General features: G+C 71.8%; 13 protein-coding genes. 5 read left to right on the top strand and 8 right to left on the bottom strand.

Annotated elements, in window-relative coordinates; genetic code table 11:
* Nucleotides 1-10: 10 nt before the first annotated feature.
* The 3 genes from ACZ470_RS10460 to ACZ470_RS10450 form a co-directional block, all read right to left on the bottom strand.
* On the bottom strand, nucleotides 11-880 hold the full coding sequence (locus ACZ470_RS10460; protein ID WP_468426373.1) for a hypothetical protein: 870 nt from the start codon (nucleotides 878-880) through the stop codon (nucleotides 11-13).
* A gap of 183 nt (nucleotides 881-1,063) precedes the next feature.
* Nucleotides 1,064-2,155, bottom strand: a complete 1,092-nt coding sequence (locus ACZ470_RS10455; RefSeq protein WP_468426371.1) for a metallophosphoesterase — start codon at nucleotides 2,153-2,155, stop codon at nucleotides 1,064-1,066.
* A 400-nt stretch (nucleotides 2,156-2,555) separates the two neighbouring features.
* The gene (locus ACZ470_RS10450; RefSeq protein WP_468426369.1) at nucleotides 2,556-3,668 is read right to left on the bottom strand and encodes a LacI family DNA-binding transcriptional regulator; all 1,113 of its coding nucleotides are present in this window, start codon (nucleotides 3,666-3,668) and stop codon (nucleotides 2,556-2,558) included.
* A 483-nt stretch (nucleotides 3,669-4,151) separates the two neighbouring features.
* Between ACZ470_RS10450 and hisC the strand changes: the two genes are divergently transcribed.
* From hisC to ACZ470_RS10425, 5 genes are all read left to right on the top strand, one after another.
* Nucleotides 4,152-5,231, top strand: coding sequence for a histidinol-phosphate transaminase (gene hisC / locus ACZ470_RS10445; RefSeq protein WP_468426367.1), 1,080 nt, complete (start codon nucleotides 4,152-4,154; stop codon nucleotides 5,229-5,231).
* A 273-nt stretch (nucleotides 5,232-5,504) separates the two neighbouring features.
* On the top strand, nucleotides 5,505-7,010 hold the full coding sequence (locus ACZ470_RS10440) for a cytochrome ubiquinol oxidase subunit I (protein ID WP_468426365.1): 1,506 nt from the start codon (nucleotides 5,505-5,507) through the stop codon (nucleotides 7,008-7,010).
* Between the two features lie 20 nt (nucleotides 7,011-7,030).
* Nucleotides 7,031-8,035, top strand: coding sequence for a cytochrome d ubiquinol oxidase subunit II (gene cydB, locus ACZ470_RS10435; RefSeq protein WP_468426364.1), 1,005 nt, complete (start codon nucleotides 7,031-7,033; stop codon nucleotides 8,033-8,035).
* Between the two features lie 12 nt (nucleotides 8,036-8,047).
* Nucleotides 8,048-11,542: a thiol reductant ABC exporter subunit CydD gene (gene cydD / locus ACZ470_RS10430; protein ID WP_468426362.1), complete on the top strand. Its 3,495-nt coding sequence runs from the start codon at nucleotides 8,048-8,050 to the stop codon at nucleotides 11,540-11,542.
* A gap of 152 nt (nucleotides 11,543-11,694) precedes the next feature.
* Entirely contained in the window at nucleotides 11,695-12,753 is a 1,059-nt protein-coding gene (locus ACZ470_RS10425; protein ID WP_468426360.1) for a M23 family metallopeptidase, read from the top strand.
* 4 nt (nucleotides 12,754-12,757) lie between these two features.
* On the opposite strand, the gene ACZ470_RS10420 is transcribed toward ACZ470_RS10425, so the two are convergent.
* The 5 genes from ACZ470_RS10420 to ACZ470_RS10400 all read right to left on the bottom strand — a co-directional run bounded on the left by ACZ470_RS10420 (nucleotide 12,758) and on the right by ACZ470_RS10400 (nucleotide 17,618).
* On the bottom strand, nucleotides 12,758-13,645 hold the full coding sequence (locus tag ACZ470_RS10420; protein ID WP_468426359.1) for an HAD hydrolase family protein: 888 nt from the start codon (nucleotides 13,643-13,645) through the stop codon (nucleotides 12,758-12,760).
* Between the two features lie 107 nt (nucleotides 13,646-13,752).
* A complete protein-coding gene (locus tag ACZ470_RS10415; protein WP_468426357.1) occupies nucleotides 13,753-14,655 on the bottom strand; it encodes an LLM class flavin-dependent oxidoreductase in 903 nt (300 codons plus the stop codon).
* Between the two features lie 59 nt (nucleotides 14,656-14,714).
* On the bottom strand, nucleotides 14,715-15,161 hold the full coding sequence (locus ACZ470_RS10410; RefSeq protein ID WP_468426356.1) for a hypothetical protein: 447 nt from the start codon (nucleotides 15,159-15,161) through the stop codon (nucleotides 14,715-14,717).
* 19 nt (nucleotides 15,162-15,180) lie between these two features.
* Complete coding sequence (locus ACZ470_RS10405; protein ID WP_468426355.1) at nucleotides 15,181-15,729, bottom strand: RNA 2'-phosphotransferase; 549 nt, start codon at nucleotides 15,727-15,729, stop codon at nucleotides 15,181-15,183.
* Nucleotides 15,730-15,857: 128 nt separating this feature from the next.
* Nucleotides 15,858-17,618, bottom strand: coding sequence for an SDR family oxidoreductase (locus ACZ470_RS10400; protein WP_468426353.1), 1,761 nt, complete (start codon nucleotides 17,616-17,618; stop codon nucleotides 15,858-15,860).
* Nucleotides 17,619-17,766 lie beyond the last annotated feature (148 nt).

The raw sequence follows: 17,766 nt of genomic DNA, 5'->3' as shown, positions 1-17,766 counted from the left end.
GGCCGCCGGGCTACTCGGGCTGGTGATCCGGTCCGCCGAAGTCCGGGCTCGAGTAGTCCGGGCTGGAGTAGCTCGGCCGTGTACCGCGTGCGGACCCGTCCTCCGGGCTGGAGAAACCCGGCCGGTCGTAGCCGAGGTGCGGCATACGACTGGTCGGCGCGGGCGGCGCCGTGTGCTGGAGCGCGGCGCCCGTCGCCGGGTCGGCGAGCGCCTCCCGCAGGAACGGCAGGATCCCCCGCTCCAGCAGGGCCTCGCGCCAGGCTTCCCTGGCCCGGGTCAGCTCCCCGTCGAGCTCGCCGTACGGGCCGCCGAGCGCCGTGGGCTTGTTGCGCAGCGCGGTGAGCAGCAGTCCCACGGCGGCGACGAGGATGGCGACGGCCGTCACCGCGCCGAACACCCAGCCGGTGGTGAGCATGGTGCGGGCGAACGCGGCTTCGGGGTCGAGCATCCGCAGGATGTAGCCGACGAGCAGGAAGATCGCGGCCGCGGTTCCGGCCAGGACGGGTGCCAGGACGGCGACGACGGCGACGGCGCCGGCCCCCGCGGTCTCGGCGACCTCGCCCATGGTGGCGGCGAGCCCCATCGTGTTCGTGCCCGGCTCGTCGGAGCCGGACTTGCGGACGGACGGGGTGGACGGCGCCGGTGGCCGGCGCAGTTCCTCGCGGACCTTCACATAGTGCTGGTACTCCGTGGCCGCGGCCGCCGTGATCAGGGCCGTGGCGTTGAGCGCCATCGTGCGGAGTTGTTCCGAGTTGAGCCGCTGTCCGACAGCGGCCAGTTCCGGGTGGTGTGGTGCGGAGCGCAGCGCCTCATTGAGAACCCGCTCGTACTCCTGGCGGTCCTCACTCAGCAGGTGCTGCGGAACGCTGTTCATGTGCATCCCCCGATGCTCCGTAGGGCTTGGGGCTCGGCATGCTGACGAGCCGTCGGGCAGAAACGGAGGGGAGCCTGCTACGGATAAGCCGATGGTAGAGCGGTGACGGCACGCGGTGACAGGGGGTTTACCGAAATTGGCATGTGCACGCTGCCATTGCGGGCCGCGTGTCGGCGGCCCGCCGAACCGTCAGGAGCCCAGCGGCAGTTGCTGGACCAGCAGCTTTCCGGCCATGGTGACCCCGCCGTCCATCGCGATGGCGAGTCCGTCGGCGTAGACGTGCGGTCCGGTGACCACGGGGCCGGTGTCGTCCTCGCCGTCCTCGGAACCGACTTCGCCCAAGAGGTACGGGATCGGGCTGTGGCCGTGAACGACCCGGGTGCCGCCGTACGTGTCCAGCAGGGAGCGCACCGCGTCGGCCCCGCCCTCGTCGCGGAAGGAGAACCGCTTGGTGAACTTGCGGAACAGGTCCCAGACCTCGTCGGCGTCGTTGCGGGTGATCGTTTCGCGGACGGTGTCGTTGACCTCCTCGATGGAGCGCCCGTAGTCGAGGTAGGCGGTGGTGTCGGAGTGGAGCAGCAGGTGGCCGTCGACCTCCTCGACGGCGTCGAGACGGGCCATCCACTGGAGGTGGTGGTCCTGGAGACGGTCCATGTCGGTCTTCTGGCCGCCGTTGAGCAGCCAGGCCGCCTGGAAGGTGGCGGTGCCGGCGCCGGAGTTGACGGGGGTGTCGCCGAACCGCTTGGCGCCGAGCAGCAGCAGCTCGTGGTTGCCCATCAGGGCCTTGCAGTAGCCGCCGGCCGCGGCGGCCTCGGCGGAGAGCCGCATCACGAGGTCGATGACGCCGATGCCGTCCGGGCCGCGGTCGGTGAAGTCGCCGAGGAACCACAGCCGCGCGGTGCCGGCGCACCACTGTCCCGCCGCGTCGACGAGACCCTGCTCCCGGAGGGCGGCCATCAGCTCGTCGAGGTAGCCGTGGACGTCGCCGACCACGTACAGCGGGCCCTGGCCGGTGGCGGGCTGCGGGGCGGGGGCGGACGCGGGGTCGACGGTCACCTGAACAGTGTCACCCCGATTGATGACGGGGAGGTCCCGCTGGGTGGGTGTGTATCCCTCCGGGTAGGTCTCCTCGGAGGGCGGGACGACGTCGCCGGGGTGCGTGCTCCGGGCGTACGGACCGGTCTCGTGGACATACGCGGGTACCCGGAAGTCGCGCAGCGTCGCCGTCCGCTCCACTTCGGGTCCCTGACCGGCCCCCTGAGTCATCGACCCCTCCACCATCGCGCCGCTTCTGCACCGCGTCGGACTGCCTGGTCGCAGCGGCCCGCGGTGTCGTGGGCCCATCATAGGAATGCGGATCGCGCTGTGTGATGACCCAGGGGTGGTGAATCGGAGCAAGACTCCGGTTCGCCGGGGCTTTCGCCCCGTTTGGGCCGGTCTTCGTCCGCCGTCCCGCGTGCCTCCCGCCCGGTGGCCGGCCCGCCCTCTTCCGGGGGACCGGCCCGTTTCCCCCGGAGGGGTGGGGGGGACACCCCCTCCGGGGAGGGGCTGTCCCGGAATCCGTCGGTCCGAGACGCCCCCAGGACCCGCGGCCGGCCGCGGAGACCGCCGCTTCCCCCCTCCGGAAGCGGAGGTCCCGTGCTCCACGGCCGGGCGGTGCGACCCCGCCCGGCGCCCCGCGTCACGTCCCCTTCGGTGACCTCGGCGGGCTGACCGTCGTACGGGGCGGACGGCGCTGGGACGAGGTGCGCACGATCAGCTCGGTCGGTATGACCTGCTCCACCGGCTGATCCGAGTCGACCCCCTCGATGGCGTCGATGAGCAGTTGGATCACCGCCGTGCCGATGCGGCGCGGCTTGAGGGAGAGCGTGGTGATGGGCGGTTCGGTGTTGGCGTAGACCGTGGACTCGCTGCAGCACACCAGCAGCAGGTCGTCGGGGACGCGCAGGCCGTAGCGGCGGGCGGCGGCGAGCAGATCGGTGCCGTTCGGGTCGAACAGGCCGTAGACGGCGTCGGGCCGGTCGGGGCGGGCGAGGAGCCGGTCGGCGGCGACGGCGCCCGCGCACGGGTCGTGCGCCGGGTAGGCCTCGTACACCGGGTCCTGGCCCACGCGCTCGCACCAGCGCAGGTACGCGGTGGTCGACAGATGGGTGTACGTGTCGGTGGTGGTGCCGGTGAGCAGCCCGATGCGGCGGGCGCCGGCGTCGGCGAGGTGGTCGAGGATGCCCAGGACGGCGGCCTCGTGGTCGTTGTCGACCCAGGCGGTGACCGGGAGCGAGCCGGCCGGCCGGCCGTCGGAGACGACGGGTAAGCCCTGCCGGACCAGTTCGCTGACGACCGGATCCTGGTCGGAGGGGTCGATGACCACCGTGCCGTCCAGGGCGACGTTGGACCACACGTCGTGGCGGGAGGTCGCGGGCAGGATGACGAGGGCGTAGCCGCGGGCGAGCGCGGCGGAGGTGGCGGCCCGCGCCATCTCGGCGAAGTACGCGAACTCGGTGAAGGTGAAAGGTTCATCCCCGTACGTCGTCACGGTCAGGCCGATGAGTCCGGACTTCCCGGTGCGGAGCGTACGGGCGGCGGCCGAGGGGCGGTACCCCAGTCTGTCGGCCACCTCGCGGACGTGGCGCCGGGTGGCGTCCGGGAGCCTGCCCTTGCCGTTGAGGGCGTCGGAGACGGTCGTGATGGAGACTCCGGCGGCGGCGGCCACGTCCCTGATGCCCGCTCGACCCGGTCGGCTGCCTCGGCGTGAGGTTTCCGCGCGGCTCACCTGGTGCTTCCCTGCTGCTGTCATGGCGAGCCGATAGTAGGGCTCATACGGTGGGGTAGGGCGGACGCATATGCATGCGTTGACAGGCACGTTTCTGCATGATCATCTAAGTCCAATTGCCTTGGAAATAAAGGGTGTTGAACGTTCCAATACCAGTACCTGACGTGTCGGCGCATGCGGGCCTGTCGAGGGTGCGATGTTGCGAAGAGGTCTCAACTCACCTGCACGGGGGATGCGCGCCACGGCGCAAGCCACCGGCGCGTAGATATATGTGCGGCGCGCCCCTGGCCCGCACGCCCTTCGTACGCCTTCGGGTGAAGTTGCCCCTGTTACTCCTGTGACTGGTGAGGTCGGCGAGGAACTCGGTTCCGCTGCCCCGGCAACGGCCGCTCCCACGGGGAGCATCGGCCGCCTCTCTACGCAGCGGCGCCGAATCCTCATAAGGTGAGCAGTATTGGATGTCGGCGGCGGACACGGGTGCCGCCGGTCTTCGCGAGGAGGACTGCGGTGAGCGAGACGAGCCCCAAGCTGCGCGCCGAGCTGGAGGGGATCCCCACGTACAAGCCGGGCAAGCCGGCGGCGGCCGGCGGCCCGGTGGCGTACAAGCTGTCCTCCAACGAGAACCCCTATCCGCCGCTGCCGGGCGTGATGGAGACCGTGACGGCCGCGGCCTCCTCCTTCAACCGCTACCCGGACATGGCCTGTGCGGGGCTGATGGCCGAGCTGTCCGAGCGCTTCGCGGTCCCGGCGTCCCACCTGGCCACCGGCACCGGCTCGGTCGGCGTCGCCCAGCAGCTGCTTCAGGCCACCTCGGGCCCCGGCGACGAAGTGATCTACGCCTGGCGGTCCTTCGAGGCCTACCCGATCATCACGCAGATCAGCGGGGCCACGTCGGTCCAGGTGCCGCTCACCCCGGGCGATGTGCACGACCTGGACGCGATGGCCGACGCGATCACCGACCGGACGCGGCTCGTCTTCGTCTGCAACCCCAACAACCCGACCGGCACGGCGGTGCGGCGGGCCGAGCTGGAGCGCTTCCTCGACCGGGTGCCCGACGACGTCCTGGTGGTCCTCGACGAGGCCTATCGCGAGTTCGTCCGGGACACCGAGGTGCCGGACGGCGTGGAGTTCTACCGGGAGCGGCCCAACGTCTGCGTCCTGCGGACCTTCTCCAAGGCGTACGGCCTGGCGGGGCTGCGCGTCGGTTTCGCCATCGCCCACGAGCCGGTCGCGGCGGCGCTGCGCAAGACGGCGGTGCCGTTCGGGGTGAGCCAGATCGCGCAGGACGCGGCGATCGCCTCGCTGCGGGCCGAGGACGAGCTGATCGGCCGGGTCGGCTCGCTGGTGTGTGAGCGCAACCGCGTCATGGACGCGCTGCGGGCCCAGGGCTGGACGGTGCCGGACACGCAGGCCAACTTCGTGTGGCTGCGGCTGGGGGAGAACACGGTGCCGTTCGCGCAGGCGTGCGAGCAGGCGGGTGCGGTCGTCCGGCCGTTCGCCGGGGAGGGCGTGCGCGTCACGATCGGTGAGACCGAGGCGAACGACATCTTCCTGAAGGTGGCGGAGGGCTTCCGCAAGGAGGTCTGATCCGCTGCTCCGATCCGCACGAGAACGCTCCGAACAGCGGAAACGTCCAGGCGGCCGACGGTGACCCGTCGGCCGCCGCGCTGTGTGCGGGAGAGGTCGCCGCACAGGGGTTGACGTCACAGGGGACCCCCCTTCCCGGTCAGGAAAGCAGTAGGTCATAATTGCTTGTGAATGTGAACGCGTTCACAAGCACATCCCGTTTTGCTCCGAGATGTCGGGGGCGAACGGGATCAAGCTGGCCGCCGCGACCACGGCGAAGTAAGGAGCGACGACGTGGATCTGGCTCTGGCGCCGGAGACCCTGGCGCGATGGCAGTTCGGTATCACCACCGTCTACCACTTCCTCTTCGTTCCCCTGACGATCTCACTCGCCGCCCTCACCGCCGGGCTGCAGACCGCCTGGGTGCGCACGGAGAAGGAGAAGTACCTCAAGGCGACGAAGTTCTGGGGCAAGCTCTTCCTGATCAACATCGCGATGGGTGTGGTCACCGGCATCGTGCAGGAGTTCCAGTTCGGCATGAACTGGTCCGACTACTCGCGGTTCGTCGGTGACGTCTTCGGTGCCCCGCTCGCCTTCGAGGCCCTCATCGCCTTCTTCTTCGAGTCCACCTTCATCGGCCTGTGGATCTTCGGCTGGGACAGGCTGCCCAAGAAGATCCACCTGGCCTGCATATGGATGGTGTCGATCGGCACCCTGCTGTCGGCCTACTTCATCCTCGCCGCCAACTCCTGGATGCAGCACCCGGTCGGCTACCGGATCAACGAGGAGAAGGGCCGCGCCGAGCTCACCGACTTCTGGCTGGTGCTGACCCAGAACACCACGCTCAACCAGGTCTTCCACAGCTTCTCGGCGGCCTTCCTGACCGGCGGCGCCTTCATGGTGGGCATCGCCGCCTTCCACCTGATGCGGAAGAAGCACATCCCCGTGATGCGCACCTCGCTCCGGCTGGGCCTGGTCACCCTGGCCGTCGGCGGCCTGTTCACCGCGATCAGCGGCGACACCCTCGGCAAGGTCATGTACGAGCAGCAGCCGATGAAGATGGCCGCCGCCGAGGCCCTGTGGGACGGCGAGGAACCGGCGCCCTTCTCCGTGTTCGCCTACGGCGACGTCGACAAGGGACACAACAAGGTCGCCCTCGAGATCCCCGGCCTGCTGTCCTTCCTCGCCCACAGCGACTTCGAGTCGTACGTGCCCGGCATCAACGACACCAACGAGGCCCTCCAGGAGAAGTTCGGCCCCGGTGACTACAAGCCCATCGTCCCGGTCGCCTACTGGGGCTTCCGCTGGATGATCGGCTTCGGCATGGCCTCCTTCTCGCTCGGCCTCCTCGGGCTGTGGCTCACGCGGAAGAAGTTCCTGCTGCCGGCCGCGCACCGCACCGGGGAGGACGAGGTGCCGCAGCTGGTGCTGCTGAGGAAGCCGCTCGGAACCCGGCTCTCCCGGCTGTACTGGCTCCTGGCGCTGTGGACCATGGCGTTCCCGCTGATCGCCAACGCGTGGGGCTGGATCTTCACCGAGATGGGCCGGCAGCCCTGGGTGGTCTACGGCGTGATGCAGACCAAGGACGCGGTCTCCCCCGGTGTGTCCACGGCCGAGGTCATCACCTCGATGTCCGTCTTCACCCTCCTCTACGCCGTCCTGGCCGTCATCGAGGTCAAGCTGCTCGCCAAGTACGTCAAGGCGGGCCCGCCCGAGCTCAGCGAGTCCGACCTCAACCCGCCCACGAAGCTCGGCGGCGACCACCGTGACGCCGACAAGCCGATGGCCTTCTCGTACTAGGCCGAGGGAGCTGCACCGTCATGGAACTGCACGACGTCTGGTTCGTACTGATCGCCGTCCTGTGGACCGGCTACTTCTTCCTGGAGGGCTTCGACTTCGGGGTCGGTGTCCTCACCCGGCTGCTCGCCCGTGACCGGGCCGAGAAGCGGGTGCTGATCAACACCATCGGCCCGGTGTGGGACGGCAACGAGGTGTGGCTGCTCACGGCGGGCGGCGCGACCTTCGCCGCCTTCCCCGAGTGGTACGCCACGCTCTTCTCCGGCTTCTACCTTCCGCTGCTGGCCATCCTGATCTGCCTGATCATCCGCGGCGTCGCCTTCGAGTACCGGGCGAAGCGGCCGGAGGAGAACTGGCAGCGCAACTGGGAGACCGCGATCTTCTGGACCTCGCTGATCCCGGCGTTCCTGTGGGGCGTGGCCTTCGGGAACATCGTGCGCGGGGTGAAGATCGACGCCGACTTCGAGTACGTGGGGAACGTCTGGGACCTGCTCAACCCGTACGCGCTGCTGGGCGGCCTGGTCACCCTGACGCTCTTCACCTTCCACGGCACGGTGTTCACGGCCCTCAAGACGGTCGGGGAGATCCGGGAACGGGCACGGAGGCTGGCCCTGCGCGTGGGTCTCCTCACCGCCGTACTGTCACTGGCCTTCCTGCTGTGGACCCAGGCCGACAAGGGTGACGGCACCAGCCTGGTCGCGCTGGTCGTGGCGGTCGCCGCGCTGGTCGCCGCCCTCATGGCGAACCAGGCGGGACGAGAGGGCTGGTCGTTCGCCCTGTCCGGTGTCACCATCGTGGCCGCCGTGGCGATGCTCTTCCTGACGCTGTTCCCGAACGTCATGCCGTCCACGCTCGACGCGGACTGGAGCCTCACCGTCACCAACGCCTCGTCCAGCCCTTACACCCTGAAGATCATGACCTGGCTCGCGGTGGTCGCCACCCCGGTGGTGCTGCTCTACCAGGGCTGGACGTACTGGGTGTTCCGCAAGCGGATCGGCACCCAGCACATCGCCGATCCCGTGCACTGAGGTGTGTTTCACGTGAAACCGATCGACCCGCGCCTTCTTCGGTACGGCCGCGCCACCCGGGGCTTCCTGGTGGCGGTCGTCGGCCTGGGCGCCCTCGGCGCGGTGCTGGTCATCGCCCAGGCCATGCTGATCGCCGAGATCGTCGTGGGCGCCTTCGAGGGCGGCCTGTCCGCCGGTGAACTCGGTACTCCTCTGCTGCTGCTCGTCGTCGTCGCGGCCGGCCGCGGTCTGGTCGGCTGGCTGACCGAGCTGGCCGCGCACCGGGCGAGCGCCGCGGTGAAGTCGGAGCTGCGGGGACGGCTGCTGGAGCGGGCGACGGCACTGGGACCGGGATGGCTGGACGGTCAGCGCACCGGATCACTGGTGGCCCTGGCCACGCGTGGAGTCGACGCCCTCGACGGCTACTTCTCGCGCTACCTCCCCCAACTGGGCCTCGCCGTGGTGGTCCCGGTGGCGGTGCTGGCGCGGATCGTCACCGAGGAGTGGGTCTCGGCGGCGATCATCGTCGGCACGCTGCCGCTCATCCCCCTCTTCATGGCGCTGATCGGCTGGGCGACCCAGTCCCGGATGGACCGTCAGTGGCTGCTGCTGTCCCGGCTGTCCGGCCACTTCCTGGACGTCGTCGCCGGACTGCCGACGCTGAAGGTCTTCGGACGGGCCAAGGCGCAGGCGGAGTCGATCCGCCGGATCACCGCCGAGTACCGGCGGGCGACCATGCGGACGCTGCGGATCGCCTTCATCTCCTCGTTCGCGCTGGAACTGCTCGCCACGCTGTCGGTGGCGCTGGTCGCCGTGACGATCGGCATGCGGCTCGTGTACGGCGAGATGGACCTCTACACGGGACTGGTCATCCTGATCCTGGCGCCCGAGGCCTATCTGCCGCTGCGTCAGGTCGGCGCCCAGTACCACGCGGCTGCGGAGGGCCTCGGGGCGGCCGAGGAGATCTTCTCGGTGCTGGAGACACCCGTGCCCGCGCCGGGAACGGGAGCGGTGCCGACGGGCGCCCTCGCCTTCGAGGAGGTGACGGTCCGCTATCCGGGCCGCGCCACGGACGCCGTGACGGACGTGTCCTTGACCGTCGCCCCCGGGGAGACCGTCGCGCTCGTCGGACCGAGCGGCGCGGGCAAGTCGACGCTGCTGAACGCGCTGCTCGGATTCGTCCGCCCCACCGGGGGCCGGGTGCGGATCGGGGGAGCCGATCTCGCGGGGCTCGACCTCGCCGAGTGGCACAGTCGCGTCGCCTGGGTGCCGCAGCGGCCGCATCTGTACGCCGGGACGATCGCGGAGAACGTACGGCTGGCCCGGCCCGACGCGGACGACGACGCCGTACGGCGCGCCCTGCGGGACGCCGGGGCGCTGGAGTTCGTGGACGCGCTGCCGCGGGGCGCCGGAACCGTGCTGGGCGAGGACGGAGCGGGACTGTCCGCCGGGCAGCGGCAGCGGCTCGCGCTGGCCCGGGCGTTCCTCGCGGACCGGCCCGTCCTGCTGCTCGACGAGCCGACGGCGGCGCTGGACGGCGCCACCGAGGCCGAGATCGTGGCCGCGGTACGGCGGTTGGCGGCCGGCCGGACGGTGCTGCTCGTGGTGCACCGGCCGGCGCTGCTGGCCGTCGCGGACCGGGTGGTGCGGCTCGCGGCACCGGCCCCCTCTGGCCACGGGGAGCCCGTGCGCCGGGAGACCGCCGCCACGACGGCTGCCGGGGCGGACCCCGTACCGGACGGCGCGCCCGCCGAGCCCGAGGAGGCGGGACCGGCCCCGGGCGGTGTCCTCGCCCGCGTCCGTGCCCTGTCCGGCGCCCGCCGGGGGAGGATCACCCTCGCGCTGCTGCTCGGAACCCTCGCCCTGGGCAGCGCCGTGGGACTCATGGCGACGTCCGGATGGCTCATCTCCCGGGCCTCGGAGCAGCCGCCCGTGTTGTATCTCATGCTCGCCGTCACGGCCACGCGGGCCTTCGGCATCGGCCGGGCGGTGTTCCGCTACGCCGAGCGGCTCGTGTCGCACGACGCCGTGCTGCGCGTGCTCGCCGACACCAGGGTCGCGGTGTACCGGCGGCTCGAACGGCTGGCGCCCGCCGGACTGCGCGGCGCCCGCCGGGGCGACCTGCTCTCCCGGCTGGTCTCCGACGTGGACGCGCTCCAGGACTACTGGCTGCGGTGGCTGCTGCCGGCCGGTGCGGCCGTCGTGGTGTCCGCCCTGTCCGTCGGTTTCACCGCCTGGCTGCTGCCCGAGGCCGGCGCCGTGCTCGCGGCGGGGCTGCTGGCGGCGGGCGCCGGTGTGCCCCTGCTGACCGGCGCCGTCGCCCGGCGTGCGGAACGCAGGCTGGCACCGGCCCGGGGCGTCCTCGCGACCCGGGTGACCGATCTGCTCACCGGCACCGCGGAGCTCACCGTCGCCGGTGCGCTGCCCGCGCGGACCGCCGGGACGCGCCGGGCCGACGGCGCGCTCACCCGGATCGCCTCCCGCGCCGCGACCGCCACGGCACTCGGCGACGGACTCACCGCGCTGGTCTCCGGGCTGACCGTCGCGGCCGCCGCGCTCGTCGGCGCCCAGGCGGTGGCCGCCGGGCGGCTGGACGGTGTGGCGCTGGCCGTGGTGATCCTCACCCCGCTGGCCGCGTTCGAGGCCGTCCTCGGGATGCCGCTCGCCGTGCAGTACCGGCAGCGGGTGCGCCGCAGCGCCGAGCGTGTGTACGAGGTCCTGGACGCCCCGGCCCCCGTACGTGAGCCGGAGTCGCCCCGGCAGGCGCCCGCGTCGCCGTTCCCGCTGGTGGTCAAGGGGCTCACCGCCCGGCACCCCGGGCAGGACCGGGACGCGCTGGCCGGCGTGGATCTGACGCTGGAGCGGGGCCGCCGGATCGCGGTGGTGGGCCCGTCCGGCTCCGGGAAGACGACCCTCGCGCAGGTGCTGCTGCGGTTCCTGGACGCGGGCGTGGGTGCGTACACGCTGGCCGGGGTGGACGCGTACGCCCTGGACGGTGACGACGTACGGCGGCTGGTGGGGCTGTGCGCGCAGGACGCGCACCTCTTCAACAGCTCGGTACGGGAGAACCTGCTGCTCGCCAGGAAGGGCGCGACCGAGGACGAGCTGCGCGACGCGCTCGCCCGAGCCCGGCTCCTGGAGTGGGCCGACGGCCTGCCCGACGGACTCGACACGCTCGTGGGGGAGCACGGGGCGCGGCTGTCCGGCGGGCAGCGTCAGCGGCTGGCGCTCGCCCGGGCGCTGCTCGCGGACTTCCCCGTGCTGGTGCTGGACGAGCCCGCGGAACACCTCGACCTGCCGACCGCCGACGCCCTCACCGCCGATCTGCTGGCCGCCACGGAGGGCCGTACGACGCTGCTCATCACCCACCGGCTGGCCGGCCTCGAGGCGGTGGACGAGGTCGTCGTGCTGGACGAGGGACGGATCGTGCAGCGCGGTCCCTACGCGGAACTCGCTTCCGTGGCCGGTCCGTTGCGGGCCATGGCGCGCCGGGAGGAGGAGGCCGGGCTCCTGGTGGCGGCGCGTTAGCCCGGCGGGCGCGCACTCCGCGTGACGGGACGTCAAGCGCGTCGGCCGAGAGGGCTGTTCGGCGGTACCGCTGGTCCGTCCGTGGCGCCCCTTCCCCCATGTGTACGACGTGAACAGGACCGGGCGCCGGGGTGCGGGCCAGGATCGCAGTCATGCGTTTCACCCGCCGCCATCCGCTGCTCGCCGCCGTGCTGCTGTGCGCGCTCGCCGTGCTCGCCGCCCGGCCCACCGACGGCGACGGCTCCCACGTCCCCGGCCACGGCTCCGCGTCCGGCGTCAGCGCGGAGGTGGCGCGGCTGTACGAGGAGGCGGCGACGGCGACGGAGCAGTACGAGGCGGGCCTGCGCGAGGCAGACGAGCACCGTGCCAGGGCGCAGCGGCTGGAGGAGCGCCTCGACGACGAGCGACGGGAGTTGGGCGCACTGCACGAGGACCTGGGCCGCATCGCGAGCTCCCAGTACCGGGACGGCGGCGGGTTGCCGCTCACCGCGCACCTGCTCCTCGCGGACGATCCGGAGGAGCTGATGCGCGGTCAGCGAGCGGTGGCGCAGGCGGAAGTGTCGTTGGACCAGGCGATCGGGAAGAGCGAGCGCGCCGAGGCCCGGCTCGCCCGCGACGAGGCGAGGGCCGCGGCCGCGTGGAAGAGGCTGGAGAAGCGGAACACGGAACTCGTCACCCTGAAGCAGGGCATCGAGCGGAAGCTCGAAGCGGCGCGGTGGAAGCTCCAGGGCGAGGCGGACGCATCGGTCGCGGCCGGTGCCTGCCGCGGTGCGGTCCGCCTCGACCAGCCGGAGACACGGTTCACCACCCGCTGGGTGGCGCCGGTCGAGACGTACGAGCTCTCCGCCTCCTACGGCAGTGGTGGCGCGCGGTGGGCGAACCGGCACACCGGGCAGGACTTCGCGGTGCCGATCGGCACTCCGGTGCGGGCCGTGGGCGCGGGGAAGGTGGTGAAGGTGTCGTGCGGCGGAGCCTTCGGCATCGAGATCGTGCTCCGGCACGAGGGCGGCTACTACACCCAGTACGCCCATCTCGCCGCCGTCGCCGTCGACCAGGGCGAGCGGGTCTCGCCGGGGCAGTGGATCGGCCAGTCCGGCACCAGCGGCAACTCCACGGGCCCGCACCTGCACTTCGAGGTGCGGGTCACGCCGGAGATGGGGTCGGCGGTGGATCCCGCGTCGTGGCTGGCGGGGCGCGGGGTGGCGCTCTGAGCGGCTACGGACGCTCGCTCAGCAGCCGCTCGATCACCACGGCCACCCCGTCGTCGTTGTTGGCGACCGTGCGGCCCGAGGCGGCGGCGACCACGTCCGGGTGGGCGTTGCCCATCGCGTAGGAACGGCCGGCCCAGGTCAGCATCTCGACGTCGTTCGGCATGTCGCCGAAGGCGACGACCTCCTCGTGCGAGATGCCGCGCTCGGCGCAGCACAGGGCGAGGGTGCTGGCCTTGGACACGTCGGGGCCGCTGATCTCCAGCAGGGCGCTGGGGCTGGAGCGGGTGACGTTGGCGCGGTCGCCGATGGCGAGCCGGGCCAGGGTGAGGAAGGCGTCGGGGTCGAGGTCCGGGTGGTAGGCGAGGATCTTGAGCACCGGCTCGTCGGCGGTGCGGGAGTCCGGGCCCAGCAGGTCCTCGGCGGAAGCGAGGGTGTCCGGGATCTCCATGTGCAGCTTCGGATACGCCGGCTCCTGGTTGAAGCCGAAGGTCTGCTCGACGGCGTACACCGTGCCCGGCGCCGCGTCGCGCAGCAGCCGTACGGCGTCCAGGGCGTTCTCCCGGGGCAGCTCGCGCACCTTGACGAAGCGGTGTGCGCCGGGGCCGCCGTGCAGGTCGACGACGGCCGCGCCGTTGCCGCAGATGGCGAGGCCGTGACCGTGGACGTGGTCGCTGACCACGTCCATCCAGCGGGCCGGGCGGCCGGTGACGAAGAAGACCTCGATGCCCGCCTCCTCCGCCGCGGCGAGCGCGGCGACGGTGCGTGGGGACACCGACTTGTCGTCGCGCAGCAGGGTGCCGTCGAGGTCGGTGGCGATGAGCCGGGGTCGGGTGGTGGCTGTCCGGGTCTCGGGCTGTCGGGTCGCTGAGGTCACCGGGCCATTGTCCCGCATATGCCCGCACGGTCGTGCGGGACTCCGCACATTTGAGTGGTTACTGCTGTCACCAGCCGTCCTTCCCGCCTCCCGGGGCGGGAAGGACGCACGTACGGGCGGCGGGTTCACCGCAGCTGGGCCGGGGCCTCCATGGCGATCCGTTCGAAGACCTTCTGGTCCGCGGCGAAGTCCGAGTCCGGGATCGGCCAGTGGATCACGATCTCGGTGAATCCCAGCTCGGCGTGGCGGCCCGCGAAGTCGACGAAGGAGTCCAGGGACTCCAGCGGACGCCCCCGGTCCGGGGTGAATCCGGTGAGCAGGATCTTGTCGAGCTCGGTCACGTCCCGGCCGAGCTCGGCGCAGGCGTCGGCCAGCTTCTCCGCCTGGCCGCGAATGGCCTGAACCGACTGCTCGGGCGTGCCGTTCTCGTACAGCCGGGGGTCGCCCGTGGTCACCCACGCCTGCCCGTGGCGTGCCGCGAGCCGCAGACCGCGCGGTCCGGTGGCCGCCACGGCGAACGGCAGCCGGGGCCGCTGGACACAGCCCGGGATGTTGCGGGCCTCGTGCGCCGCGTAGAAGTCCCCCTCGTACGACACGGAGTCCTCGGTGAGCAGCCGGTCGAGCAGCGGAACGAACTCGGCGAAGCGGTCGGCGCGCTCGCGGGGCGTCCAGGGCTCCTGGCCCAGCGCGGTGGCGTCGAAGCCGGTGCCTCCCGCCCCTATGCCGAGCGTGACGCGTCCCCCGGAGATGTCGTCGAGGGAGATGAGTTCCTTGGCGAGGGTGACCGGGTGCCGGAAGTTCGGCGAGGTCACGAGCGTGCCCAGCCGCATCCTCTCGGTGACGGCCGCGGCGGCGGTGAGGGTCGGCAGGGCGCCGAACCACGGTCCGTCCCGGAAGCTGCGCCAGGACAGATGGTCGTAGGTGTACCCCGTGTGGAAGCCGAGTTCCTCGGCGCGCACCCAGGCCGAACGGCTGCCCTCGTGCCAGCGGCGGTACGGGAGGATCACGGTGCTCAGACGCAGAGTCATACCACCGAGCCTATGCGGCGGGGCAGGTTTCACGTGAAACGATCACTGTCCGTGTTCCGTCACCGGACGCGTGCGCTCAGCCACGGAGTGAGGGCGATCATGGGCATGAACTCCTTGTGCGTCCGGTCTCCCGGCAGCGGCACGATCAGGAAGTACCCCGGCGGGAATCGCCGTGCCCTGACGTACGCCAGGCCGTCGAACACGGAGCGCACGAAGGCCGGTACGTCGTCGCGGGGGATGTCGGGGCACTCCACGCCCTCGACGTCGATCAGCGCGTCGTCCTCGGGGTAGAGCCGCACGCTCACCCGGGGCAGGCCGCCGAACTCGACGAACGCCTCGTGGGGGAGGGCGCCGCCGGGGTCGGTGGTGACGCCGACACCCGCCGCGGTGCGGCGCGAGGTCTGGTCCGCGCCGATGTCATGGGTGACCTCGATCTCGCGCTCGTAGGTCTCGGCGAGCGCCCGGAGGGCGGTGACGGCGGCCTCGGTGCTGGGCAGGTGTTCCATGGCACCGATCATGGGGCTTTCAGTGGCTCGCGGGAAAGCGCAGGTACCGGCTCGGCACGGCCCGGGTGAGCCAGACGCCGTTCGCGCTCACGTGGAAGACATGGCCGTCGCGGTGCATGGCGGCGGCGTCCACGGACAGCACGACCGGGCGGCCCCGGCGGGCGCCGACGCGGGTCGCCGTCTCGCGGTCGGCGGACAGGTGCACGTCGTGCCGGTTCATGGGCCGCAGCCCCTCGGCGCGGATCGCCTCCAGATTCCGGGCGACGGTGCCGTGGTACAGGAACGGCGGCGGGGTGGCCGGCGCCAGTCCGAGGTCGACCTCGACACTGTGGCCCTGGCTGGCGCGGATCCGGGTGCCCTCGACGGCGAAGCGCCGCTTGTCGTTGGTGGCGACGACGTGGTCCAGCTCCTCCCGGGTGATCCGGAAGCCGTGCGCGGACGCCGCGGCGATCAGCGTGTCGATCTCGACCCAGCCGCCCTCGTCGAGCGTGAGCCCGATCCGCTCGGGCTGGTGGCGCAGATGTTTCGCGATGTACTTCGACACCTTCACGGTGCGTCTTTCGTCCATCCGTTCAGACTGCCGGGAGAGACGCGCATCACGCGATCGATTTTGCTCCGGAGGTTTGATCCACAGCCAAGTGCGGTTATCCACAGGCCAATTGGCGGCCGCTGTGGACAAACAAGCACCTCGCCGCCTTACACCGGCGGCTTCACACGGGCGATCCTCCGCAGCGCCCTGGGCATCCACCGCGACAGCGCGTACGCCGTCCGTGCCTCCGGGGTGACCGGCACCACCGCATCGTCGCGCACCACTGCCCGCAGGATCGCCGCGGCGACCTTCTCCGGGGGGTAGTTGCGCAGCCCGTACAGGCGCGCCGCCCGCTTCCGCAGCCGCCGTTCCTCCTCGGCGTCCGTGCCCGCGAAGCGCGCGGTGGAGGTGATGGCGGTGTTGACGAACCCGGGGCAGATCGCCGTCACGCCGATCCCCTGCCCCGCCAGCTCCGCGCGCAGGCACTCGCTCAGCATCAGCACCGCCGCCTTGGTGGTGCTGTACGCGGGAAGGGCCCGGGACGGCTGGAACGCCGCCGCCGAGGCGACGTTGACGATGTGTCCGCCCTGCCCGCGCTCGGCCATCCGCGCCCCGAAGAGCCGGCAGCCGTGGATCACTCCCCACAGATTGACGTCGAGGACCTTCTTCCAGTCCTCCGGGGTGGTGTCGAAGAAGGAGCCGCCCAGGCCGACGCCGGCGTTGTTCACCAGGACGTCCACCACGCCGTACTCGGCGGTGACCCGCGCGGCGAGCTTCTCCATGGCCTGCTCGTCGGAGACGTCCGCCGTCTCCGCCCAGGCCGCCGTGGCGCCGCGACGGCGGGCCTCCCCGGCGGTGCGGGCCGCGGCCTCCGCGTCCCGGTCGACCGCCAGCACGCGCGCGCCCGCCTCGGCGAACGCGAGCGCGGTGGCCCGCCCGATGCCGCTGCCCGCCCCCGTGACCAGGACCAGCTGCCCGCCGAACCGGTCGGCGTACCGGCCCGGAGCCGTCACTTCCGCCCGGCCCGCCTCGATCGACATCACGAAGTCGGAGATCCACGTCGCCAGCAGGTCGGGGCGGGTGCGCGGAATCCAGTGCTTGGCCGGCAGCGTCCGCCGGGTCAGCTGCGGCGCCCACAGGTGCAGTTCGTCGTAGAGCCGCTCCGAGAGGAACGCGTCCCCGAGCGGTGTGATGAGCTGCACGGGCGCGTGGGCGTGGGCGTCCGCGCGGGGGCTGCGCAGCCGGGGCCGTACGTTGTCCCGGTAGAGCCAGGCCCCGTGGGCCGCGTCCGACGGCAGGGACGAGGTCGGGTAGGCGCCGCCGCCGGGCACCTTCTCGACGCGCTCCAGGATCCGCGGCCAGCTCCTGCCGAGCGGGCCGCGCCAGGCGAGTTCGGGCAGCACGGGCGTGTGCAGCAGGTACACGTACCAGGACTTGGCCCCCTGGCCGAGCAACTGGCCGACCCGGCGCGGGGTGGGCCGCTTCAGACGGGCGTTGATCCAGTGTCCGAAGTGGTCGAGGGACGGCCCCGACATCGACGTGAACGAGGCGATCCGCCCGGCGGTGCGCCCGACCGTGACGAACTCCCAGGACTGCACCGAGCCCCAGTCGTGCCCCACCAGATGCACCGGCCGGTCCGGGCTGACCGCGTCCACGACGGCCAGGAAGTCGTCGGTCAGCTTCTCCAGGGTGAACCCGCCGCGCAGCGGACGCGGTGCCGTGGACCGGCCGTGGCCCCGGACGTCGTACGCCACCACGTGGAAGTGTTCGGCGAGCCGGGGCGCGACCTCCGACCACACCTCCTTGCTGTCCGGGTAGCCGTGCACCAGGACGACCGTCGGCCGCCCGGGATCGCCCGACTCGGCCACGCACAGCTCGACCCCGCCCGTACGCACCCGGCGCTCCCGCGTGCCACTCAGTCCCGTCACACCGGCGAATGTGGCAGTTGTTAGATGGTTCGTCAACAGGGCCCCGGGGTCTGTGCATGACTCTCGGGCAGGGCTTCCCCTACGGGCCCGTACGACTCCAGGGGGACACCAAGACGGCTCTCCGGTCTGACGACCGGAGTGGTGCCGG

The organism is Streptomyces sp. NPDC031111, from assembly GCF_055570675.1.
Note: the sequence above shows the minus strand (reverse complement) of the source record. Positions and strands in the feature narration are given on the sequence as shown.

Coding starts and splice junctions, on each gene's coding strand:
- ACZ470_RS10460 (WP_468426373.1), bottom strand. CDS start 880: ATGCACATGAACAGCGTTCCGCAGCACCTGCTGAGTGAGGACCGCCAG.
- ACZ470_RS10455 (WP_468426371.1), bottom strand. CDS start 2,155: ATGGTGGAGGGGTCGATGACTCAGGGGGCCGGTCAGGGACCCGAAGTG.
- ACZ470_RS10450 (WP_468426369.1), bottom strand. CDS start 3,668: ATGACAGCAGCAGGGAAGCACCAGGTGAGCCGCGCGGAAACCTCACGC.
- cydB (WP_468426364.1), top strand. CDS start 7,031: ATGGAACTGCACGACGTCTGGTTCGTACTGATCGCCGTCCTGTGGACC.
- ACZ470_RS10425 (WP_468426360.1), top strand. CDS start 11,695: ATGCGTTTCACCCGCCGCCATCCGCTGCTCGCCGCCGTGCTGCTGTGC.
- ACZ470_RS10420 (WP_468426359.1), bottom strand. CDS start 13,645: ATGCGGGACAATGGCCCGGTGACCTCAGCGACCCGACAGCCCGAGACC.
- ACZ470_RS10415 (WP_468426357.1), bottom strand. CDS start 14,655: ATGACTCTGCGTCTGAGCACCGTGATCCTCCCGTACCGCCGCTGGCAC.
- ACZ470_RS10410 (WP_468426356.1), bottom strand. CDS start 15,161: ATGGAACACCTGCCCAGCACCGAGGCCGCCGTCACCGCCCTCCGGGCG.
- ACZ470_RS10405 (WP_468426355.1), bottom strand. CDS start 15,729: ATGGACGAAAGACGCACCGTGAAGGTGTCGAAGTACATCGCGAAACAT.